General features: G+C 72.7%; 22 protein-coding genes. 15 read left to right on the forward strand and 7 right to left on the reverse strand.

What is annotated here, in order from left to right:
* Positions 1-121: 121 nt before the first annotated feature.
* The 3 genes from OG927_RS25365 to OG927_RS25375 all read left to right on the forward strand — a co-directional run bounded on the left by OG927_RS25365 (position 122) and on the right by OG927_RS25375 (position 4361).
* Positions 122-1354 (forward strand): arginine deiminase, encoded by a 1233-nt coding sequence (locus OG927_RS25365; protein WP_330320827.1) that lies wholly within the window; start codon positions 122-124, stop codon positions 1352-1354.
* Between the two features lie 131 nt (positions 1355-1485).
* Positions 1486-2502: an ornithine carbamoyltransferase gene (gene argF / locus OG927_RS25370; protein ID WP_056789415.1), complete on the forward strand. Its 1017-nt coding sequence runs from the start codon at positions 1486-1488 to the stop codon at positions 2500-2502.
* A gap of 383 nt (positions 2503-2885) precedes the next feature.
* Positions 2886-4361 (forward strand): amino acid permease, encoded by a 1476-nt coding sequence (locus tag OG927_RS25375; RefSeq protein ID WP_209469553.1) that lies wholly within the window; start codon positions 2886-2888, stop codon positions 4359-4361.
* On the opposite strand, the gene OG927_RS25380 is transcribed toward OG927_RS25375, so the two are convergent.
* Entirely contained in the window at positions 4312-4773 is a 462-nt protein-coding gene (locus OG927_RS25380) for an ATP-binding protein (protein ID WP_056789422.1), read from the reverse strand. The genes OG927_RS25375 and OG927_RS25380 overlap by 50 nt on opposite strands.
* Before the next feature lie 324 nt (positions 4774-5097).
* On the opposite strand from OG927_RS25380, the gene OG927_RS25385 reads away from it, so the two are divergent.
* Positions 5098-5925, forward strand: coding sequence for an enoyl-CoA hydratase family protein (locus OG927_RS25385; protein ID WP_056789425.1), 828 nt, complete (start codon positions 5098-5100; stop codon positions 5923-5925).
* Between the two features lie 4 nt (positions 5926-5929).
* Positions 5930-8281, forward strand: a complete 2352-nt coding sequence (locus OG927_RS25390; protein WP_330320828.1) for a bifunctional salicylyl-CoA 5-hydroxylase/oxidoreductase — start codon at positions 5930-5932, stop codon at positions 8279-8281.
* Here OG927_RS25390 and OG927_RS25395 read toward each other — a convergent pair.
* Genes OG927_RS25395 through OG927_RS25410 form a run of 4 tightly spaced genes read right to left on the reverse strand, consistent with a single transcriptional unit; the run spans position 8268 to position 11522 of the window.
* Positions 8268-8717, reverse strand: a complete 450-nt coding sequence (locus tag OG927_RS25395; protein ID WP_056789433.1) for a hypothetical protein — start codon at positions 8715-8717, stop codon at positions 8268-8270. The two genes, OG927_RS25390 and OG927_RS25395, sit on opposite strands and share 14 nt — an antisense overlap.
* Positions 8714-9028 (reverse strand): hypothetical protein, encoded by a 315-nt coding sequence (locus tag OG927_RS25400; protein ID WP_330320829.1) that lies wholly within the window; start codon positions 9026-9028, stop codon positions 8714-8716. The genes OG927_RS25395 and OG927_RS25400 overlap by 4 nt, the downstream gene beginning before the upstream one ends.
* A gap of 45 nt (positions 9029-9073) precedes the next feature.
* Positions 9074-9898: a PaaX family transcriptional regulator gene (locus OG927_RS25405; protein WP_330320830.1), complete on the reverse strand. Its 825-nt coding sequence runs from the start codon at positions 9896-9898 to the stop codon at positions 9074-9076.
* 4 nt (positions 9899-9902) lie between these two features.
* Complete coding sequence (locus OG927_RS25410) at positions 9903-11522, reverse strand: AMP-binding protein (RefSeq protein WP_124280927.1); 1620 nt, start codon at positions 11520-11522, stop codon at positions 9903-9905.
* Positions 11523-11635: 113 nt separating this feature from the next.
* On the opposite strand from OG927_RS25410, the gene OG927_RS25415 reads away from it, so the two are divergent.
* The 9 genes from OG927_RS25415 to mnhG all read left to right on the forward strand — a co-directional run bounded on the left by OG927_RS25415 (position 11636) and on the right by mnhG (position 20599).
* Positions 11636-12763 (forward strand): acyl-CoA dehydrogenase family protein, encoded by a 1128-nt coding sequence (locus tag OG927_RS25415; RefSeq protein WP_124280926.1) that lies wholly within the window; start codon positions 11636-11638, stop codon positions 12761-12763.
* Positions 12760-13161, forward strand: coding sequence for a RidA family protein (locus OG927_RS25420; protein WP_056789450.1), 402 nt, complete (start codon positions 12760-12762; stop codon positions 13159-13161). The genes OG927_RS25415 and OG927_RS25420 overlap by 4 nt, the downstream gene beginning before the upstream one ends.
* A 341-nt stretch (positions 13162-13502) precedes the next feature.
* Positions 13503-13820, forward strand: a complete 318-nt coding sequence (locus tag OG927_RS25425) for a (4Fe-4S)-binding protein (protein WP_241191729.1) — start codon at positions 13503-13505, stop codon at positions 13818-13820.
* 256 nt (positions 13821-14076) lie between these two features.
* The gene (locus tag OG927_RS25430) at positions 14077-16980 is read left to right on the forward strand and encodes a Na+/H+ antiporter subunit A (protein WP_330320831.1); all 2904 of its coding nucleotides are present in this window, start codon (positions 14077-14079) and stop codon (positions 16978-16980) included.
* Positions 16977-17603 (forward strand): Na(+)/H(+) antiporter subunit C, encoded by a 627-nt coding sequence (locus OG927_RS25435; protein ID WP_056789458.1) that lies wholly within the window; start codon positions 16977-16979, stop codon positions 17601-17603. Before OG927_RS25430 ends, OG927_RS25435 begins: the two co-directional genes overlap by 4 nt.
* Positions 17600-19252 carry a Na+/H+ antiporter subunit D gene (locus tag OG927_RS25440; protein WP_124280925.1) on the forward strand — a complete coding sequence of 551 codons (1653 nt, stop codon included), beginning with the start codon at positions 17600-17602 and terminating at the stop codon, positions 19250-19252. The genes OG927_RS25435 and OG927_RS25440 overlap by 4 nt, the downstream gene beginning before the upstream one ends.
* The gene (locus OG927_RS25445) at positions 19249-19881 is read left to right on the forward strand and encodes a Na+/H+ antiporter subunit E (protein WP_056789464.1); all 633 of its coding nucleotides are present in this window, start codon (positions 19249-19251) and stop codon (positions 19879-19881) included. Before OG927_RS25440 ends, OG927_RS25445 begins: the two co-directional genes overlap by 4 nt.
* The gene (locus OG927_RS25450) at positions 19878-20201 is read left to right on the forward strand and encodes a monovalent cation/H+ antiporter complex subunit F (protein ID WP_056789467.1); all 324 of its coding nucleotides are present in this window, start codon (positions 19878-19880) and stop codon (positions 20199-20201) included. Before OG927_RS25445 ends, OG927_RS25450 begins: the two co-directional genes overlap by 4 nt.
* Complete coding sequence (gene mnhG / locus OG927_RS25455) at positions 20198-20599, forward strand: monovalent cation/H(+) antiporter subunit G (protein ID WP_124280924.1); 402 nt, start codon at positions 20198-20200, stop codon at positions 20597-20599. Before OG927_RS25450 ends, mnhG begins: the two co-directional genes overlap by 4 nt.
* Before the next feature lie 6 nt (positions 20600-20605).
* Here mnhG and OG927_RS25460 read toward each other — a convergent pair whose 3' ends face one another.
* Positions 20606-20974 carry a nuclear transport factor 2 family protein gene (locus OG927_RS25460; protein ID WP_056789473.1) on the reverse strand — a complete coding sequence of 123 codons (369 nt, stop codon included), beginning with the start codon at positions 20972-20974 and terminating at the stop codon, positions 20606-20608.
* Between the two features lie 191 nt (positions 20975-21165).
* On the opposite strand from OG927_RS25460, the gene OG927_RS25465 reads away from it, so the two are divergent.
* Positions 21166-21897, forward strand: coding sequence for a CDP-alcohol phosphatidyltransferase family protein (locus OG927_RS25465; RefSeq protein ID WP_319100430.1), 732 nt, complete (start codon positions 21166-21168; stop codon positions 21895-21897).
* On the opposite strand, the gene OG927_RS25470 is transcribed toward OG927_RS25465, so the two are convergent.
* The gene (locus OG927_RS25470; RefSeq protein WP_056789481.1) at positions 21866-22315 is read right to left on the reverse strand and encodes an adenylyltransferase/cytidyltransferase family protein; all 450 of its coding nucleotides are present in this window, start codon (positions 22313-22315) and stop codon (positions 21866-21868) included. The two genes, OG927_RS25465 and OG927_RS25470, sit on opposite strands and share 32 nt — an antisense overlap.
* Positions 22316-22361 lie beyond the last annotated feature (46 nt).

Raw genomic sequence — 22361 nt, forward strand, 5'->3', positions numbered from 1 at the left:
ACCCGCCGGGCTCGACCCGATCCGGCCCGATCCGAACGAATGACACCGGTTCCCGGCCCCGTCCGGGAACCGGTGGGCGGTTCGCAGGGTGAACGGTGCTCCACGCGGTGAGGATGGATACATGGGATTCCATGTCGATTCCGAGGCCGGGCGGCTGCGCCGCGTCATCCTGCACCGCCCCGATCTGGAGCTGAAGCGGCTCACCCCCAGCAACAAGGACGCGCTCCTGTTCGACGACGTGCTGTGGGTGCGCCGGGCCAGGGAGGAGCACGACGGCTTCGCCGATGTGCTCCGCGACCGGGGTGTGGAGGTCCATCTCTTCGGTGACCTGCTCCGGGAGTCGCTCGACATCCCGGTGGCCCGGCGGCTGGTCCTCGACCGGGTCTTCGACGAGAAGGAGTACGGACCGCTCGCCACGGAGCATCTGCGCGCCGCCTTCGAGGAACTGCCCGCCGCCGAGCTGACCGAGGCGCTGGTCGGAGGGATGACCAAGCGGGAGTTCCTGGAGCGGCACGCGGAGCCGACCTCCGTCCGCTTCCACGTCATGGATCTGGACGACTTCCTCCTCAACCCGCTGCCCAACCACCTCTTCACGCGGGACACCTCGGCGTGGATCTACGACGGGGTGTCGATCAACGCGATGCGCTGGCCGGCCCGGCAGCGCGAGACCGTGCACTTCGAGGCGATCTACCGGCACCACCCGCTGTTCACCGGTCCGGAGGCGGGCGCCTTCCACCACTGGTCGGAAGGGCAGCACGACTATCCGTCCACCATCGAGGGCGGCGACGTCCTCGTGATCGGACGGGGCGCCGTCCTGATCGGGATGAGCGAACGCACCACCCCGCAGGCGGTGGAGATGCTGGCCAGGGGTCTCTTCGACGCCGGCTCGGCTCGGACGATCGTGGCGCTCGACATGCCCAAGCGCCGTGCGTTCATGCACCTCGACACGGTCATGACGATGATCGACGGCGACACGTTCACGCAGTACGCCGGACTCGGGATGCTCCGTTCCTACACGATCGAGCCGGGCAGCGGTCCCCGCGAGCTGAAGGTCACCGACCATCCGCCCGAGCACATGCGCCGGGCCGTCGCCGCGGCACTCGGACTGGACGCGATCCGGGTCCTCACCGCCACCCAGGACGTCCACGCCGCCGAGCGCGAGCAGTGGGACGACGGCTGCAACGTGCTGGCCGTGGAACCGGGCGTCGTGGTCGCCTACGAGCGCAATGCCACCACCAACACCCATCTGCGCAGGCAGGGGATCGAGGTCATAGAGATCCGCGGCAGCGAACTGGGCCGGGGCCGGGGCGGTCCGCGCTGCATGAGCTGTCCCGTGGTGCGCGATCCGGTGTGAACCCGCTCGGCGACGCACCGGTGGCAGCCGCGCGTCGCCCACACCAGGGGCCTGTATAGCAATGCAGTGCCTCGTATAGACTTCCAGGGTCAATGTATGCATGCCCGCAGCCCGACCCAGGAGCAGTCACCATGGCCATAGACCTCGCAGGCCGCCACTTCCTCAAGGAGCTGGACTTCACGGCCGAGGAGTTCCGCGGCCTGATCGCCCTGGCCGCCGAGCTCAAGGCTGCGAAGAAGGCGGGCCGGGAGGTGCGGCGGCTGACCGGCAAGAACATCGCGCTGATCTTCGAGAAGACCTCGACCCGGACCCGTTGCGCCTTCGAGGTGGCCGCCGCCGACCAGGGTGCGTCCACGACGTATCTGGATCCCTCCGGCTCCCAGATGGGACACAAGGAGTCGGTGAAGGACACGGCGCGGGTGCTCGGCCGGATGTACGACGGCATCGAGTACAGGGGGGACAGCCAGCAGGCCGTCGAGGAGCTGGCCGCGTACGGCGGGGTCCCCGTCTTCAACGGCCTCACCGACGACTGGCACCCCACCCAGATGCTCGCCGACGTCCTCACCATGACCGAGCACAGCGAGAAGCCGCTGGAGGAGATCGCCTTCGCCTACCTCGGTGACGCCCGGTTCAACATGGGCAACTCCTACCTGATCACGGGCGCCCTGCTCGGCATGGACGTCCGGATCGTCGCGCCCACGGCCTACTGGCCGGCTCCGGAGATCGTGGACCGCGCCCGCGGGCTCGCCGAGTCGAGCGGTGCGCGCATCACCCTCACCGAGGACATCGCCGAGGGCGTCCTGGGGGCCGACTTCGTCGCCACCGACGTCTGGGTTTCCATGGGGGAGCCCAAGGAGGTGTGGGACGAGCGCATCACCGCCCTCGCGGGCTACGCCGTGACCATGGACGTCCTGCGCGCCACCGGCAACGACGCCGTGAAGTTCCTGCACTGCCTCCCCGCCTTCCACGACCTCGGCACGAAGGTGGGCCTCGACATCTACGCGCGGCACGGGCTGACGGCGCTGGAGGTCACGGACGAGGTCTTCGAGTCCTCGCACGCGGTGGTCTTCGACGAGGCGGAGAACCGCATGCACACCATCAAGGCCGTCCTCGTGGCGACCATGGCCGGTCCGGGGCAGGACGTATGACCATGCGCCCTACAGGCTGACCATGCGTGTGGGTGGCTACGATGGTGGCACTCGGTGGGGTTCGGGCTCGCACGCTCGAACCCCATTTCCGTGCCCGCGGACCCTCTGCCCGCGCAGGCCGGCCCCTCCCGCCCACAAGCCCTCACCCCCACAAACAGGCCCCCACAAGCAGGCCCCCACAAGCAGGCCCCCACAAGCAGGCCCCGACCTGCGAGCCCCTCCCGCACGCAAGCCCATTCACGAGCCCCTCCCATCCGCGAGCCCCCGCGTCGAGGCCCCCGCGACACGACCCCCACCCCGTGGACCCCCACGGGAGAGCCCTCACACGGCCGAGCCCCCCACAGGCTCCCCGCACGCGCCACCAGAGAAGAGAACGTCCCCCCATGAGCCCCGCCCCCCACACCCCGACGAGCCCTTCGCGCGCGACCCGGGCTCGCATCAAGAGCCCCGATCTGCTGGTCGCCGAGTCCGGCGCCGACCTGGAAGGGCACGGCCTGCGGCGCACCATGGGGCTGTTCCAGCTGGTCTGCTTCGGCGTCGGCGCGATCGTCGGCACCGGCATCTTCGTCGGCCTGTCCGACAGCGTCGCCGAGGCCGGGCCCGCCGTGGTGCTCTCCTTCGTCCTGGCCGCGATCACCTGCATCTTCACCGCCTTCTCCTTCGCCGAGCTGGGGGGCGCCATTCCGGTGTCGGGCAGCTCGTACTCCTTCGCCTACGCCACGCTGGGCGAGCGCGTCGCGTTCCTCGTGGGCTGGTGCCTGCTGCTGGAGTACGGCGTGTCGGTCTCCGCGGTCGCGGTCGGCTGGAGCCAGTACGTCAACGAGCTGCTGAACAGCGTCGTCGGCTGGGAGCTGCCCGCGGCGGTCTCGTCCGGGCCCGCCGACGGAGGTGTGATCAACCTCCCCGCCGTCGTCGTGATCATGATGGCCGCCACCCTGCTGGTGCGCGGGATCAGGGAGAGCGCGGGAGCCACGGCGGCCATGGCCGTGCTCAAGATCGGTATCCTCGTCGCGTTCTGCGCGATCGCCTTCACGGCGTTCGAGGACGGCAACCTCTCTCCGTTCGCCTCCCACGGCATGGCCGGGGTCACCGCCGGTGCGTCGGTGGCGTTCTTCTCGTACATCGGCTTCGACGCCATCACCACCGCGGGCGAGGAGGTCAGGAACCCCCGGCGGAACATCCCCCTCGCGATCATGATCTGCATCGGCATCGTCACGCTGCTCTACTGTGCGGTCGCCCTCGGGGCCATCGGCGCGCTGGGTGCGGACGCCGTGTCCGACAAGCCGGCCGCGCTCTCGCTGGTCGTCAACCAGGTCACCGGCTCGACCGTGGGCGGCGGGATCGTCGCCTTCGGCGCGGTCGTGGCGATCGCGTCCGTGGTGCTCGCGGTGATGTACGGCCAGACCCGGATCCTGATGTCGATGTCCCGCGACGGCCTGATTCCGCGGGTCTTCGAGCGCGTCTCGCCGCGGACCCGCACCCCCGTGGCCAACACCTGGATCGTGGCCGCCCTCTTCGCGCTTCCCGCCGCGTTCGCGTCTCTCGACGTCGTCGTGAACCTGACGACCATCGGGACCCTCGCGGTCATGGCGGTCGTGAACATCGCGGTGATCGCGCTGCGGCGCCGCAACCCGGAGCTGAAGCGTTCCTTCCGGGTGCCGCTCTACCCTCTCAGTCCGGTGCTGGGCGTCGCGTTCTGCCTGTATCTGATGTACGGGACCGGCTGGACGACCTGGGTGCAGTTCGTGGTCTTCCTGACCGCCGGTGCGCTCGTCTACGCCGGTTACGGCCGCGGCAGGTCGCGGCTGGTCAGCTCCGCGGGGACGGGCCCGGCTGCTCCGGGATCGACGGCAGGGTGAACCACACGGCCTTGCCGCGCTCCGTGGTGCGGTGACCGCACGCGGAGCTGAGGGTGCGGATCAGGAGGAGACCGCGGCCGTGCTCCTGCCAGGGGTCCGTCTCGCTGCCGGGGCCGGGGCGGGACAGATCGCCGGGCGGGTCCGGGTCGTGGTCGTGGACCTCCACCTGGCAGCCGGCCGCCATCAGCTCCACCACCAGCTCGATCGGCCCGGAGCCGTCCGTGTGCTCCACGGCGTTCGCGACCAGTTCGGCGGTGAGCAGCTCGGCCGTGTCGCTGTCCGCCGGCGCCTCGATGTCCGCCAGCGCCGTCCGGACGAGGGCGCGGGCGATCGGCACCGCGGCCGTGGAGTGCGGCAGGGCGATGCGCCAGGAGGCGGGTGCGGGCGGGGGAGTGGGGGCGTCGGGCGGCACGGGCGGGTTTCCGTTCGGGAGCGGGACTTCCTGTACGTGACTGCTGTTCCGGGGCCCCAGGTTCCCGGCCTGTTGTTCCAGACCGGTGTTCCGGGACCGCGATAACGGGGGGACGGCTGCGTCAGAAGTTCCGTATCAGTACTTCCTGCGTTCAACCATACGAAGAGCGGCGCCGGAGACATAGAGGCGACCGACCGGCGCAAAGGGGACCTTCGCCACATCGGCCCCGCCGATCGCTTATCGCGCTCTCATGACGGAAGTCACGTATGAGTGATAACTTCGAAGCGGATCAGTAGCAGCCCGACGGCTGGAGGGGACCCTTCCATGAGCCCGTTCACCGGCTCCGCCCCGCGCGCGGAGCGCTGGGAGCACCTGCGCCTCACGCTGGACGACGGGGTGGCGACCGTCACCCTCGCCCGCCCCGACAAGCTCAACGCACTCACCTTCGGCGCCTACGCCGACCTGCGCGACCTCTTGGCGGAGCTGTCCCGCGAAGGCCGCGTGCGCGCGCTCGTGCTCGCCGGTGAAGGCCGTGGATTCTGCTCCGGCGGTGACGTCGACGAGATCATCGGCGCCACGCTCGCGATGGACGCCGCGCAGCTCCTGGACTTCAACCGGATGACCGGCCTGGTCGTCCGGGCGCTGCGGGAGTGCCCCTTCCCCGTCGTCGCCGCCGTGCACGGGGTCGCCGCGGGGGCCGGAGCCGTGCTCGCCCTCGCCGCGGACTTCCGCGTCGCGGATCCGTCCGCCCGTTTCGCCTTCCTCTTCACCCGGGTCGGCCTCTCCGGCGGCGACATGGGGGCCGCCTATCTGCTGCCCCGTGTCGTCGGCTTCGGCCACGCCACCCGGCTCCTGATGCTCGGCGAACCCGTCCGCGCCCCCGAGGCGGAACGCATCGGGCTGATCAGCGAGCTCGTCGACGAGGGCCGGGCCGACGCGCAGGCCGCGGCGCTCGCCCGCCGGCTGGCCGACGGCCCCGCCCTCGCCCTCGCCCGGACGAAGGCGCTGCTCACCGCCGAGCTCGACATGCCGCTGGCCGCCTCCGTGGAGATGGACGCCGCCACCCAGGCCCACCTGATGACCGGCGAGGACTACGCCGAGTTCCACGCCGCCTTCACCGAGAAGCGGCCGCCGAAGTGGCAAGGCCGGTAGCGCGGTGTCTCCTTCGGGGCCGGGACCGGACACCGGGCGGATCGCGGTCATAGGCGGCGGGCCCGGCGGGCTCTACGCCGCGGCCCTCCTGAAGCGGCTCGACCCCCGCCGCGAGGTCACCGTCTGGGAGCGCAACGCACCCGAGGACACGTTCGGCTTCGGGGTGGTCCTCTCCGACGAGACGCTGGGCGGCATCGAGCACGCCGACCCCGTCGTGTACCGGGCGCTGCGGGACGAGTTCGTCCGCTGGGACACCATCGACGTCGTCCACCGGGGCGCCGTCCACACCTCGGGCGGCCACGGCTTCGCGGCCCTGGGACGGCGCCGGCTGCTGCAGATCCTGCACGAGCGCTGCGAGTCCCTCGGCGTACGTCTCCGCTTCCGGACCGCGGCCCCGCCCGCCGCCGAGCTCGCCGCCCGCCACGACCTGGTGATCGCCGCCGACGGGGTGCACAGCGCCACCCGCGAGGCCCACGCCGCCGCATTCGGCCCCCGGATCACCACCCACCGCAACCGCTACATCTGGCTCGCCGCGGACTTCGCCCTCGACGCCTTCCGCTTCGAGACCGCCGAGACGGGGCACGGCGTGATGCAGCTGCACGCCTACCCCTTCTCCCGCCCGTCGCCCGGACCCCGCACCCCGTCGACGCGCTCGGGCGCGCCGGACGGGTGCGGAGCCTCCACCGTCATCGTCGAGATGCGCGAAGAGGTCTGGCGGGCGGCCGGACTCGACACCTGCGACACCGCCGGGTCGGCCGAGCACTGCGCCGAGGTCTTCGCGGACGCCCTCGGCGGCCGGCCGCTGCGCTCCAACAACTCCTCCTGGCTCACCTTCGCCACCGTCACCAACTCCCGCTGGTCGGACGGGAACACGGTCCTCATCGGCGACGCCGCCCACACCGCCCACTTCTCCATCGGGTCCGGCACCAAGCTCGCCGTCGAGGACGCCCTCGCGCTGGCCGCCTGCATCGAGGAACAGCCCGGCCTGCCCGCCGCGCTCGCCGCGTACGAGGCGGAGCGCCGCCCGGTCGTCCTGTCCACCCAGCGCGCCGCGGCGGCGAGCCTGCGCTGGTTCGAGGAACTCCCGCAGTACGTCGACCAGCCGCCCCGGCGGTTCGCGTTCAACCTCCTCACCCGCAGCCGCCGCGTCACCCACGGCAACCTCCGGCTTCGCGACCCGGGCTTCACCGGTGCCGTCGAGCGGGATTTCGGATGCCCGCCGGGCACGCCGCCGATGTTCACCCCGCTGCGGCTGCGCGGCCTCGAACTGCGCAACCGCGTCGTCGTCTCCCCCATGGACATGTACTCCGCCGCCGACGGGATGCCCGGCGACTTCCACCTCGTCCACCTCGGGGCCCGGGCACTCGGGGGTGCCGGTCTCACCATGACCGAGATGGTGTGCGTGAGCCCCACAGGCCGCATCACCCCCGGCTGCACCGGACTGTGGACCGACGGGCAGGAGGCGGCCTGGACCAGGATCACGCGCTTCGTCCACGACTCCGCTCCCGGCGCCGCGATCGGCGTCCAGCTCGGGCACTCCGGTCGCAAGGGCTCCACGAAACTGATGTGGGACGGCATCGACCAGCCGCTGGACGAGGGCAACTGGCCCGTGGGCGCCGCCTCCCCGATCCCGTACGCGCCGGGCGTCAGCCAGATCCCGTACGCCCTGGACCGGACCGGGCTCGACACCGTCCGCGCCCAGTTCACCGACGCCGCCCGGCGGGCCGCCCGCTGCGGATTCGACCTCCTCGAACTGCACTGCGCGCACGGCTACCTGCTCTCCGGCTTCCTCTCCCCGCTCACCAACCGGCGCACCGACGCCTACGGCGGGCCGCTGGAGAACCGCCTCCGCTTCCCCCTCGAAGTGTTCGACGCGGTCCGCGAGGTGTGGCCCGAGGACCGGCCGATGACCGTCCGGATCTCCGCCACCGACTGGGCCGAGGGCGGCACGAGCGCCGAGGACGCCGTCGGCGTCGCCCGTGCCTTCGCCGGACACGGCGCCGACGCCATCGACGTCTCCACCGGCCAGGTCGTCCCCGACGAACGGCCCGAGTACGGCCGCTCCTACCAGACCCCGTACGCCGACCGGATCCGCAACGCCCTGGACGTCCCGGTCATCGCGGTCGGCGCCATCTCCTCCTGGGACGACGTCAACTCGCTGCTCCTCGCGGGCCGCGCCGACCTCTGCGCCCTGGCGCGCCCGCACCTGTACGACCCGCACTGGACCCTGCACGCGGCCGCCGAACAGGGCTACGAGGGTCCGGGTGCGCCCTGGCCCCTCCCGTACCGCGCGGGCAGCCGCACCCCTCCGACGGGCCGCACCGACGCACCCCGGCCCCGGCTCACCCTGGGCTGAGCGTCAGGCACTCGTGGCAGCGACAGGGCGTGGGGTGGGGGAGGCCCTCCCAGCGGGCGAGGCGTTCCCCGGCCGCCTGCCGCTCGAACCGGGCGGCCCGTTCCGCGGTGTGCTCCCGGCCGTCCCAGCCCCGGCCGGCGTCGTTCTCGGCATCACGCCGGAGAATCGCGGGGCTGCGGACCAACTCGGCCCGGAAGGTGTGCAGGTGCCGTGTCGCCAGATCGAGTGTGATGTACGTGCCGGTGCGGCGCCCTCGCCCGATGGCCGTCAGCACGTCCGCGCCACCGGGGCGGTGGCCGATCACGTACACCTTCGAGCCGCCACGACAGGACTTCGTCCCCGGACGCAGCTCCTGACCACCCTCCCCGTACCGCCGCCAGCGCACCACGTTCGCCGCTATCAGCCACCGCGGCTCCGGCGCCTCTTCCCCGTTCACACCGCCACCACGCCGGCCGGCGACCGGTCAGGGTCGGCCCAGGGGCCGCGCTGGCACGCACCGTCGCCCGTCGGATGCGCGAGGCCCGTGCGCGACAGCACCTCCCGCCGAGCCACCCGCGCCGCCCCCGTCGCCTCCCCGTCCGTCCCGCGCCCTCGGTCCGGCATCCCCTCGCCGCGGGCGGGCCGCCCGCCCTGCCGCAGGGACGCCGGGACCGTGAGGCGCGGGGTGCCCGCGGAGGGCCGGACGGCCGGCGGCGCCCCGGCCGTGTCCGGGAAGACATCGACGTCATCGGTGGAGGTCCAGGTCATGCCTCATCGTGCCTGGTCGGCGGACCGGCGGTCACCCGTGTTCCATCAGGTGGTCCCCGTGCGGACGAACGGCGCCCCGGCGTCCCGCAGCCGGGCGTGCAGCAGACCGAACACCTCCGCCGAACGGGCTCCCGGCCAGTCCTTCGGCAGCAGTTCCTCGGGCAGGCCGGGGTCCGCGTACGGCAGCCGCCGCCAGGAGTCCAGCGCCGGCAGGTAGTGCCGGTACGCCTCCTCCGGATCCGGAGGTGTCCCCGCGGGCCGCTCCTCCCAGGACCGCAGCACGGGCTCCTGCCGCTCCAGGAAGTCCAGATGGAGCCGGGCGACCGCGTCCAGGTCCCACCAGCGCGCCACGGACTCCCTCGTCGCGGCGAAGCCGAGGTGCTCCCCGCGGAACAGCTCGACGTACGGGGCGAGTTCCAGCCGCTCCAGGGTGTGACGGGTCTCCTCGTACAGCCCGGCGGGAGCGATCCACACCCCGGGCGCCGCCGTGCCGAAGCCGAGGCGGCCGAGCCGTGAGCGCAGCAGGTGCCGCTTGTGGCGTTCGGCCTCCGGCACGGAGAAGACGGCGAGCACCCAGCCCTCCCGGAGCCGGGGCGCCGGATGCCGGTAGATCCGCCGGTCGCCGTCGTCCAGGAGCTGACGGGCGTCGGGCGACAGCGCGTACCCGGCCGCCCCGTCGGCCGTCCGGGCGGGGACGAGCAGCCCGCGGCGCTTGAGCCGGGAGACGGAGGAGCGCACGGACGGGGCGTCGACACCGACGGTGTGCAACAGCCGGATCAGCTCGGACACCGCCAGCGGGGCGTTCCCGGGGGAACGCCCGTACGCGCCGTAGAGGGTGACGATCAGGGAACGGGGGGTGTGCTCGGCCACGCGGTCACTCTAGAGCGCCCGTGCCGCGCAGCCGGAAGCGCTGCAGCTTTCCGGTCGCGGTCCTGGGGAGCGCGGGCAGGAACACGAAGTCGCGCGGGCACTTGTGCGGAGCGAGCTGGGACTTCATGTGACCGCGCAGGGCGTCGGCGGACCGCTCCGCACCCGGGCGCAGCACCACGTACGCCGCTACGATCTGGCCGCGCAGCTCGTCCTGCCTGCCCACCACCGCCGCCTCCACCACCTCGGGGTGGCGCAGGAGCGCCTCCTCGACCTCGGGGCCCGCGATGTTGTACCCGGACGAGATGATCATGTCGTCGGCGCGGGCGACATAGCGGAAGTACCCGTCGGCCTCCCGGACGTACGTGTCGCCGGTGATGTTCCACCCGTGGCGCACATAGGCGCGCTGGCGGTCGTCGGCGAGGTACCGGCAGCCGACCGGACCGCGCACCGCCAGCAGGCCGGGCTCGCCGTCGGGCAGCTCCCGGCCGTCGTCGTCCACCACCCGCGCCCGCCAGCCGGGTACGGGCACGCCGGTGGTGCCCGGGCGGACGGCCTCGTCGGACGCGGAGATGAAGATGTGCAGCAGCTCGGTGGCACCGATGCCGTTGATGATGCGCAGACCCGTCCGCTCGTACCAGGAGTGCCAGGTCGCGGCCGGCAGGTTCTCCCCGGCCGAGACGCAGCGCCGCAGTGCGGACAGGTCGTGGCCGTCGAGCGCGTCGAGCATCAGGCGGTACGCGGTCGGCGCGGTGAACAGCACCGACACCCGGTGGGCCGCGAGTGCGGGCAGCAGCTGCCCCGGGCCGGCCTGTTCCAGCAGCAGCGCCGAGGCGCCGGCCCGCAGCGGGAAGATCACCAGCCCGCCGAGTCCGAACGTGAAGCCGAGCGGCGGGCTCCCCGCGAACACGTCGTCCGGGCCCGGCCGCAGGACGTGGCGGGCGAAGGTGTCCGCGACGGCCAGCACGTCGCGGTGGACGTGCATACAGCCCTTGGGCCGCCCGGTGGTGCCCGAGGTGAACGCGATGAGCGCGACATCGTCGGCGGCGGTGTCCACCGCCCGGTAGGCCCCCGGCCGGGCCGCCATGAGCGTTGTCAGGTCGTCGGGCGAGTCGCCGCCGTACGAGGTGATCCGCAGCCCGGGTACCCGCGCCTCCACCAGGTCGTCGACCGACCTGACGTCGCACAGCGCGTGGCCGACCCGGGCGAGCGAGCAGACCGTGGCGAGCTCCGCCGGGCGCTGCTGGGCCAGGACGGTCACGGCGACCGCGCCCGCCTTCATCACCGCGAGCCAGCAGGCGGCGAGCCAGGGGGTGGTGGGCCCGCGCAGCAGCACCCGGTTGCCGGGGACGACACCCAGGTCGGCGGTCAGTACACGGGCGATCCGGTCCACCCGGTCCCGCAGCTCCCCGTAGCTCCAGACGGCGCCGTCCGCGGTGCGGAACGCGGGACGGTCGGGGCCGAAGTGGTCGGCGGTCCGGTCGAGGAGCTCGTGTCCGCAGTTCAGACGGGCCGGGTACCGCAGCTCGGGCAGGTCGAAGACCAGCTCGGGCCACTGGCCGGCGGGCGGGAGGTGGTCGCGCGCGAACGTGTCGGTGTGCGCACTCGCGGTATCCGACGGCTTCATGAAGCATCGCCCCCTAGTCGCCCTTGGAGCGTATCGTTTGGGTGACGGTAGTCAACGGTCCGCGATAAGTCCGCGACGAGTCAGCGACACGGCGCGGCAGGAGAGGCGCCGGTATGACGGCATTCTCGCTCGAACCCGGGCAGACCGCCTGGGGTGACGAGCTGTACGACCTCGCCCGGGCGCACCTGCGCCCGCTCGCAGAGAAGGGGGACCCCGGCCGGGTCAACCGCCCGCTGCTCGCCGCGCTCGGCGAGCGGGGACTGCTGGACCGGATGCTGCGCTCCGGTGCACTGGACCTCTGCCTGCTGCGTGAATCGCTGGCGCGCGGCTGTACCGAGGCCGAGACGGCTCTCGCCCTGCAGGGCCTGGGCACGTACCCCGTCGTCCAGGCGGGCACCCCGGCCCAGCGCGGGCGCTGGCTCCCCGAGGTGCGCGCGGGCCGCGCCGTCGCCGCGTTCGCGCTGAGCGAGCCGGGCGCCGGATCCGACGCGGCGTCCCTCGCGCTCGCCGCCCGGCGCACCTCGGACGGCTGGCGGCTGACCGGTGAGAAGTGCTGGATCTCCAACGCCCCGGAGGCCGACTTCTACACCGTCTTCGCCCGCACCACCGAAGGCGCCGGAGCCCGCGGCGTCACCGCGTTCCTCGTCCCCGCCGACCGTCCGGGGCTCAGCGGCACGCCCCTGGACATGCTCTCCCCGCACCCCATCGGCGCCCTGGACTTCGACGGCGTACCCGTCACCGCCGAGGACGTGCTCGGGGAGCCGGACCGGGGGTTCCGGGTCGCCATGGACACCCTGAACCTCTTCCGGCCCAGTGTCGGCGCGTTCGCCGTCGGCATGGCGCGCGCCGCGCTCGACGCCACCCTGGAGCACACGGCGCACCGCACCGCGTTCGGCGGCCCGCTCAAGGACCTGCAGGCCGTCTCCCACCAGGTCGCCGAGATGGCCACGCGCACCGAGGCCGCCCGGCTCCTGGTGTACGCCGCCGCGGCGGCCCACGACGCGGGTGAGCCCGGCGTACCCCGGCGCGCCGCCATGGCCAAGCTGTACGCCACCGAGACCGCGCAGTACGTCGTCGACGCTGCGGTGCAACTGCACGGCGCACGCGCCCTGCGCCGCGGTCATCTGCTCGAGCACCTCTACCGGGAGGTCCGCGCGCCCCGGATCTACGAGGGCGCCACCGAGGTGCAGCGCACCATCATCGCCAAGGAGCTGTACGCGACCCAGGAGACGCACGCATGAACCCCCTCACCCGGATCAACCCCACCGAGCTCGCCCCGCCCACGGGCTTCTCGCACGCCGTGGCGGCCACCGGCGGCCGGCTGGTCTTCCTGGCCGGCCAGACCGCCCTGGACGGGGACGGCAAGGTCGTCGGCGCCACCCTGCCCGAGCAGTTCGAGACGGCGCTGGGCAACCTGCTCACCGCCCTGCGGGCGGCGGGCGGATCCCCGGCGGCCCTGGCCAGGGTCACCGTGTACGCCACCGATGTGGCCGACTACCGCTCCCACGCTCCCGAACTGGGCAGGATCTGGCATCGGCTCGCGGGGCGCGAGTACCCGGCGATGGCGGTGATCGGGGCGGTCAGGCTCTGGGACGAGCAGGCCCTGGTCGAGCTGGACGGCATCGCGGTGCTGGACTGAGCCCCCCGGGCCGGGGGGACGTTCCGGCACCGCGGGTGCCCGTCACGGAGCTCGGCCACCTCGACGGTGTGGCCGCTCCGGGCGAGCGCGACGGCGAGGGCCGGTCCGCCGGTACCGCCGCCCGGTACCAGTACACGCAGGGGTGTTGCCGTCCCAGGTCGTCCCAGGGGGCGTCACACCCGCTGCCGGTACCGAAGGCGTCGAAATCCCTGCGCACGGGCGCGGTGAGCTGCGGCCGACCGTGCGACGACGGCCCGGCCGTTCCCCCGAGTAGCGGCGCACCTGCTCCGGGGTGAGCCTGGAGTGGCAGGCATCCATCCCCCGCGCAGGGAGGGAGAGCGGTGACAGGCGAACCGCCCCCGCGCCCCGCGACCGTGTCGCACGAGGGTGACGGCATCACCGTGGGCTACGACGCGCACCCCTGCCCGCACGCGGCGGAACGCCTCCACGGGATGCCCGACGTCTTCCAGGAGGGCCGCGGCCCGTGGATCACGCCCCGGCGCACCCCGGCCGGCGACGTGGCCGACGCCGTCCACCGCCGCCCGAGCGGGGCGCCGCGCTGCCACCGCACCGACGGCATGCCCGACGAGGTCCCCGATGTGCCCACCCACGTCTGTCCGCACGGTGACGCCGTCGTCCAGGTGCGCGGGGACCCGTAGGCGGCCGCACGGGGGTCCCGGGCAGGAGACCCGGATGAGGGTGTGTGGTTGCGGGCATACGGGGCATGCGCCGTTCTGTGATCACAGTGGAGCGTGCGCCCGCCACGTCCGGGCGGGCTGGACAGCGATGCCCGGGCGTCCTTCGGGCCCGGACCGGCGGGAAACAGTGGCCGGGGGGCCGCGCGGCGCGCCGGACGGGTGAACGGGGCCGGGCGATATATCTGTATTCGGTGCCCTATGCCCCGGACGCCTCCTCGTGATCGCACTCATCGTCTGCCACTTCGTCCTGGCGGCCTGCGCGCGTCCGCTGGTGCGGCGGCTCGGCAGGCGCGCCTTCGTCGTGCTCGCGCTGCCCCCCGCGGCCGCCACCGCATGGGCGGCGACCGAGTGGAGCACCGCGGCGGCCGGCCGGGCGGTCACCTGGACGTGGGAGTGGATCCCGGCCTACGACGTCTCCCTGGGCCTGCGCCTGGACGCGCTCGCCGAACTGATGGTGCTGCTCGCGGCCGGGGTCGGCACGCTCGTCCTGCTGTACTGCGCCTCCTACTTCACGGACGACTCCCCGCAACTGGCCTCGTTCGCCGGAAACCTGCTGGCCTTCGCGGGGGCGATGCTCGCCCTGGTCCTCGCGGACGACCTCATCACCCTCTACGTGTTCTGGGAACTGACCACGGTCTTCTCCTACCTCCTGATCGGCCACGGCAGCGAACGCAAACAGAACCGCCGCTCCGCCCTCCAGGCCCTCGTCGTCACCACGCTCGGCGGACTCGCCATGCTGGTCGGCTTCCTGATCCTCGGCCAGGCGGCCGGCACCTACCAGATCTCCGCGATCGTCGCGAACCCCCCGGAAGCGACCCTCGCGGTGTCCGTGGCCGTCGTCCTGGTCCTGTGCGGGGCGCTGTCGAAATCCGCGATCTGGCCGTTCAGCCTCTGGCTGCCGAACGCCATGGCCGCGCCCACCCCCGTCAGCGCCTATCTGCACGCCGCGGCCATGGTCAAGGCCGGTGTCTACCTGGTGGCGCGGCTCGCCCCCGCCTTCGCCGACGTGCCCGTCTGGCGGCCCGTCGTCCTCGTCCTCGGCGCCGCGACGATGCTGCTCGGAGGATGGCGCGCACTGCGCCTCAACGACCTGAAGCTCGTCCTCGCCTACGGCACGGTCAGCCAGCTCGGCTTCCTGATCGTCCTCGCCGGGGCCGGCACCCGGGACGCCGCACTCGCCGCCGCCGCGATGATCCTCGGCCACGCACTGTTCAAGGCCGCGCTGTTCCTCGTCATCGGCATCGTCGACCACGCGACCGGCACCCGCGATCTGCGCAGACTCTCCGGCGTCGGCCGCGCGCTGCCCCACGTCACCACGGTCGCCGTGCTCGCCGCCGCTTCCATGGCCGCACTGCCGCCGCTCCTCGGCTTCGCCGCCAAGGAGGCCGCGTTCCACGCGCTGCAGCACGGCGACACCTCGGACCGCTGGGTGCTGGCCGTCACCGTCGTCGGATCCGTGCTCACCGTCGCGTACACCCTCCGTTTCGTATGGGGCGCGTTCTTCCGCAAGCCGGGCGTCGCGGACACCTCCGTACGCCGGGTGAGCGCCGCCTTCCTGGCCCCGCCCGCGCTGCTCGCCGTGGCCGGACTGGTCCTCGGCCCCGGAGTCGCGTGGACGGACCGGCTGTTCGCCGCGTACGCCGACACCTTCCCCGCGCCCGCCCACCCCTACCACCTGGCGCTCTGGCACGGCTTCGGAACGGCCCTGCTCCTGTCCGTCCTCGCCTGGGCGGGCGGCGCCCTGCTCTTCGCGGGGCGGACGACCGTCACCCGGGTCTCCCGCCGGATCGCCTGGCCCACCGCCGACAGCGTCTTCGGCCACCTCCTGCTCGGCCTCGAACGCTTCGCCCTGCAGGTCACCGGATTCGTCCAGCGCGGCTCCCTGTCCGTGTACCTGGCCACCACCCTGCTGGTGATGCTGGCCGGACAGCTGGCGGTGCTGATCACCGACCGCCCCTGGGAGGGAGCGGTCGCCCCCCGGGTGTGGGACACCCCGCTCCAGGGTGCCGTGGCCGTGCTGACCTGTGCGGCGGCCCTGCTCTGCCTGACCGTCAGCCGCCGGATGAAGGCCGTCGTCCTGGCCGGGCTCACCGGGTACGGGGCCGCGCTGCTCTTCGTCGTCCAGGGCGCGCCCGACCTGGCGCTCACCCAGTTCTGCGTCGAGACCGTGTCGATGATCGTGTTCGTCCTGGTGCTGCGCCGGATGCCCGTGCACTTCCAGGAGTCGGTCAGCTCCTGGCGGCGTGCGGTGCGCGTACCCGTGGCGCTCGGCGCCGCGGCGACCCTCGGCGTGGTCGTGTGGGTCTCGGGCGCCGCGCGCACCGCGGAACCGGCGGGCGCCGCGATGGTCGAGGAGGTCGCCCACCACGGGCTCAAGGACGTGGTGGCCACCATCCTCGTCGACCTGCGCGCCTGGGACACGATGGGGGAGTCGGCCGTGCTCGCCGCCGCGGCCATCGGCGTGACCAGCCTCATCTATCTGCACCGCCGCAGCGAAGGGCCCATGACCCGGGAGGAACTGCACGGCGCCACCGCCTGGACGCTGACGGGCCGCCGGCTGACCGGGCTGCCGCAGGGGGACGACACCGCCCCCGAACGTGACTGGCTGGCCGCCGGCTCGACCCTCGCGCCCGAACACCGTTCCGTGGTCTTCGAGGTGGTGGGCCGCCTGGTCTTCCACCCCATCCTGGTGCTCTCCCTCTATCTGCTGTTCTGCGCGGAGAACATGCCGGGCGGCGGCTTCGTCGGCGGACTCGTCGCGGGACTCGCCTTCATCACCCGCTACCTGGCCGGCGGACGCTTCGAGCTCGCCGAGGCGGCACCGCTGCAGCCCGGCCTCTTCACCGGCCTCGGCCTCTTCCTGTCCACCGGGGTCGCCCTCCTCGGCCTCCTGGAGGGCACGGTGCTCCACGCGTGGACGTACAAGGGCCACCTCCCCCTCTTCGGCGACTACCACCTGGCGACGCCGGTCGTCTTCGACTTCGGGGTGTACCTGCTGGTCCTCGGCGTGGTCCTGGACATCGTCCGGGCGCTGGGAGCCAAGGTCGACCGGCAGATCGAACGGGCGGCGGGCGCACTCGCCCCCGCGCCCGGCACCGGAGCGGGGGGTACGGCCCGATGACCGTCAGCGTCTCGCTCCTCGCCACCGCCGTGGTCCTCTGCGCGGTCGGCGGCATCCTCATGCTCACCCGGCCGCTCACGCGCATCCTGCTCGGCGTGGTCATCGCCGGCAACGGCATCAACCTGCTGGTCCTCTCCTCGACCGGATCCGCGGGAGCGGCGCCCCTGCTCTACGGCGTACCGCTGCGGCGGGTCACCGACCCGCTGCCGCAGGCCATCGCGCTGACCGCCCTCGTCATCACCCTCGCCACCACGGCCTTCCTGCTGGCCATGGCCTACCGCAGTCACCAGCTGACCGGCACCGACGAGGTCCATGACGACCTGGAGGACAGGCGCATCGTGCTCCGGACCGAGGTACGGGGGGAGTGGGCCGAACTGCGCGAGGAGTACCGGGCGGAGCCCGGCCGTACGCCGGACGAACGGACCCGCTACCGCGAGGAGCGCCACCGCCTGCGCGCCCGGCTGCGCGCCGACCGCGCACTCCAGGCCCGCGGCCGGGACGCGAACGGCGACCTGTGGCACGACGTGCTGGGAGCCGACCCGGAGGACTACCCGGGCGGTGCCACCACACCCGGCGCCACCGGAACACATGGCCAGGACCCCGACCGAGGAGCCGCCGGATGAACGCGCTCGTTCCGCTGCCGGTGCTGCTGCCGCTCTGCGCCACCGGCCTGAGCCTCGCCTTCGGCACCCGGCTCGCCCGCTTCCAGCGCATCATCAGCGTCGCCGTGCTCACCGCCGTGCTCGGGCTCTCCGTCACCCTCATGATCGCGTCCGACCGCGAGGGCCCGCTGTCCGTGCACCTCGGCGACTTCGCCCCGCCGCTCGGAATCACCCTGGTCGCCGACCGGCTGTCCGGCCTCATGCTGACCGTGTCCTCGGCCGTCACCCTCGCCGTGCTGGTCTACTCGCTCGGCCAGGGCATGGCCGACCGGGACAAGGAGACACCCGTCGCGGTGTTCCACCCCGCCTACCTCATCCTGGTGGCCGGGGTGTCGTGCACCTTCCTCGCGGGCGACCTCGTGAACCTCTACGTCGGTTTCGAGATCATGCTGGTCGCCAGCTTCGTCCTGCTCACGCTCGGCGGCACCGGCCCCCGGATCCGGGCCGGCTCCACCTACGTGATCATCTCGCTGCTCTCCTCCATGCTGTTCCTGACGGCCATCGCCATGACGTACGCCGCCACCGGCACCGCCAACTTCGCCCAGCTCGCAGTCCGGCTGCCCGACCTCCCGATCGGCGTCCAGACCCTGATCCAGGCGATGCTCCTCACGGTCTTCGCCATCAAGGCCGCCGTCTTCCCCCTGGCCGCCTGGCTCCCCGACTCCTATCCGACCGCGCCCGCGCCCGTCACCGCCGTCTTCGCCGGCCTGCTGACGAAGGTCGGCATCTACTGCATGCTGCGCACCGAGACCCTGCTCTTCCCCGGCAACCGGCTCGGTGACCTGCTGATGGCCGCCGCGCTCGCCTCGATGGTCGTCGGCATCCTCGGCGCGGTCGCGCAGACCGACCTGAAACGGCTGCTGTCCTTCACCCTCATCAGCCACATCGGCTACATGGTCTTCGGCATCGGCCTCGCCACCCGGGACGCGTACGGCGGCGCGATCTTCTACGTCGCCCACCACATCACCGTCCAGACCACGCTCTTCCTCGTCGCCGGACTCATGGAGCGCCGGGGAGGCACCAACGAGCTCACCCGCCTCGGCGGACTGGCCAGGAGCGCCCCGCTGCTCGCGGTCCTCTTCTTCGTCCCCGCGATGAACCTCGCGGGGATCCCCCCGCTGTCCGGCTTCATCGGGAAACTCGGCCTCATGCGGGCCGGTGTCGCCGACGGCGGGGTCTGGGCCTGGATCCTGGTCACGGGAGCGACCGTGACCAGCCTGCTGACGCTGTACGTCATGGCCAAGGTCTGGAATCTGGCCTTCTGGCGCGCCGAACCACCGGACCTGGCGGCCTTCGGCACGGTCCTGGAGTCCGCGGACGAGACAGAGGACGACACCGACCTGGGTCCCGACCGCATCCCCGGCACCGGCGACGAGGGGGTGACCGGTGCGCCCGGGCCGGCCGGACAGGTCGTCGCGGCGACCCTGCACGGGCAGTCCGTCACCACCACGACCCGGCCGCCCCGTGCGATGACCGCGGCCACCGCGGGCGCCGTCGCGTTCGGCCTCGCCTTCACCGTGCTGGCCGGACCACTGGCCGCGTACACCGACCGTTCGGCCGCCGAGCTCATCGCGCGGACCCCCTACGTCGAGGAGGTGCTCGGCCGGTGAAGCGCTTCGTCACCCTGTCCTACCGCGACCCCGACCTGCCACCCTTCAGCTGCGCGTTCCCCGGCCGCCGGGGCCGCGTGCTGGACCTGCCGCTGATCGCCTGGCTCACCCTGATCTGGGTGCTGCTGTGGTCCACCCTGACCTGGGCCAACGTCGTCACCGGGGTGGTCGTCGCCGTGGCCGTCTGCCTGGCCTTCCCGCTGCCGAAGGTCGACCTCGGGCTGCGGCTCCACCCGTGGGGCATCCTCGTCCTCGCCGGATACCTGCTCTACGACATGTACACCTCGGGCGTGCAGGTCACCCGGCAGATCTTCGCCGGACGCCCGCACCGGCCCGCCGTCATCGGCGTACCGCTGCGCTGCCGCAGCGACCTGATGCTCGCCGCCACCGCCGTCGCCGTGTCCAACGTGCCCGGCGGATCCGTCATCGAGGTGCGCCGAGCCACCGGCACGCTCTTCCTGCACGTACTCGACGCGGACCGGCCGGAGGCGCTGGAGGCCGCCCGGCGCTCCGTCTGGCGGCTGGAGGCCCTGACGGTACGGGCGTTCGGGACCCGGGACGAGATCGACCGGGTGTCCGCGCCGCCGCCCCCGACCGAACCGCCCGGCGAAGGGGAGGCGCGGTCATGAGCGGACCCGAGACCGTCGACCGTGTGCTGCTGACCGCCGCCGTGGTGGTCCTCGTCGTCGCGGGGATGCTGCTGCTCGTCCGCATCTGGCGCGGCCCGTCCATGCTGGACCGGGCGATCGCCCTCGATGTCTGCGCCGCCCTGATCATCGCGGGTCTCGGCGCGAGGTCGGCGGCGGCCCTGGACTCGTTCTACTTCCCGATCATGCTGGTCCTGGCCTTCCTCGGCTTCACCGGATCGGTGGGCATCGCCCGCTTCATCGCCGTACGCGACCGGCCGCCGGCCCATCGGCGACCCGCCGGGAAGGAGGGCAAGGGATGAACGTCCTGCTGCAGATCATGGACACGGCCGGTGCCGCCCTGGTGTTCGTCGGGGCGGTGATCTGCCTGCTCGGCGCGATCGGCATGCTGCGGCTCCCCGACGTCCTGTCGCGCAGCCACGCCGCGACCAAGCCGCAGACCCTCGGCCTGCTGCTGGTGCTGGCCGGGGTCGCGCTGCGCCTGCGCGGCGGAATGGACCTGGCCACGCTGGCCCTCATCGGCTTCTTCCAGCTGCTGACCAGCCCGGTGGCGTCCCACCTGGTGGCACGGTCGGCCTACCGGACCGGCCAGGTCGGGCACAGCGAACTGCTCTTCGACGACCTCGACGAACAGCTCACCGTGGCCGAGGAGGAGCCGGAGCCCGGGCCCGGCCCGAAGCCGGGCCCGGAGCGGGACTGAGTCCGTTCAGGCGCCCGGCAGCCGGTCCAGGAAGCCGCTGACCGAGCTGATCCGGCCGTCCCCGGCCAGAGTGATCACATCGAACCCGGCCACCGGGGCCGAGCCGTCGGCCCGGGAGACCAGGTCCCAGGTGAACCGGACCAGGTCGTGGTGCGCGTCGGGCGTCCCGGAGGGTACGAAGTCGAAGCCGGGGAACTGTTCCCGCGCCCCGCCGATCACCGCGGCCAGGCCGTCGTGCCCCCGTACCCCGGCCAGCGGGTCCGTGTAGGTGGCGTCCTCGGTGAAGGCGACCGCCACCGCCTTCGCCCGCTCCTCGGCGGTGTCCGCGTTCCAGGCGGCGAAGTAGCGCTGGACGGCGTCCTCGTGAACGGTCATGGCCGGTTCCTTCCAGGGTGTCCGTGTCCCGCCGCCGCGGTGGTCCGCGGCGACGGGAACAGCCTGTCCCGGCGACCGCGGCGCGTCGATTACCTGCCAGGTCATGCGGCCGGACGTCCGCCACCGCCCTCGCCCCTCCCCGTATGTCTGCCATGATGCAGCGGACAGTTCGGCCGGGCGCTGGGGGGCGTATGGAAAGCACGGGTACGGTGCTGCGCGCATTGCGCGGTGCGCAGAAGTCGTCCAAGGGCGTCTCGCTCTACTCGCGGTACGTGAACAGGCCGGCCGGACGCCTGCTGGCGGCAGTCGCCCACCGGGCCGGTCTGGCGCCCAACCAGGTCACCCTGATCAGCGCGGCCTTCACCTTCGCCGCCCTCGCCGCCGTGGCGCTCGTGGAGCCGTCCTGGTGGCTGGGGGGCGCCGTGTACGCCGGTCTGGCCATCGGCTTCGCCTTCGACTCGGCGGACGGGCAGCTCGCCCGGCTCACGGGGCGGGGCGGCCCGGACGGTGAGTGGCTGGACCATGTCGTGGACTGCGCCAAGATGATCCTCGTCCACACGGCCGTACTGATCTCCTTCTACCGCTTCGGCGAACTCCCCTCCGAGGGATGGCTGTTGCTGCCCCTGGGATTCCTGTTCACCGCCGTGCTCACCTTCTGCGCGGGCCTCCTGCGGGAACAGCTCGGCAAGGCTGCGGCCCGGACCGCGCCGGCGTCCGGTGGCGCCACGGCCCCGGTGTCCCGGATACGGGCCGTGGCGCTGCTGCCCGCGGACTACGGGGTGTTCTGCCTGGTCTTCGCGCTGCTCGGCGCACCCGCCGCCTTCCGGGCCGGGTACGCCCTGCTCGCCGCGGTGCACGCCCTGTTCCTCGTGGCCTTCCTGGCCAAGTGGTTCAGGGAGCTGAAAGCGCTCCGGGCCGGCTGACGAGCACGTCCAGCGCCCGGCGCAGCTGGGTGCTGGACGTGTGCACCGTGTACGGGAAGTAGACGACCTCCACTCCCACCTCGGCGAAGTCGCGCTCCAGCCGTTTCCCCCTCTCGGTGCCCCGCCAGTCGTCGCCCTTGAAGATGACGTCGAAGCGCACCTGCTGCCATGTCTCGACCTTGTCCGGCACGGTCTCCACGAACGCGGCGTCCACGAAGCGCACGCTGCGGACGATCTCCAGGCGCTCGGTCAGCGGAATCACCGGCTTGTGGCCCTTCGCGAGCGAGGCCATCTCGTCGGAGACGATCCCGGCCACCAGGTAGTCGCACTGGCTGCGGGCATGCCGCAGGATGTTCAGGTGGCCGACGTGGAACAGGTCGTACACCCCCGGTGCGTATCCGACCCTGTGCTGCACCATCCGTTCTCTCCCCCCACGGTGGAACTGGTCCAACGACCTTACTGTG

Origin of the sequence: Streptomyces clavifer (genome assembly GCF_036345975.1) — a bacterium.
GTDB lineage: Bacteria > Actinomycetota > Actinomycetes > Streptomycetales > Streptomycetaceae > Streptomyces > Streptomyces clavifer.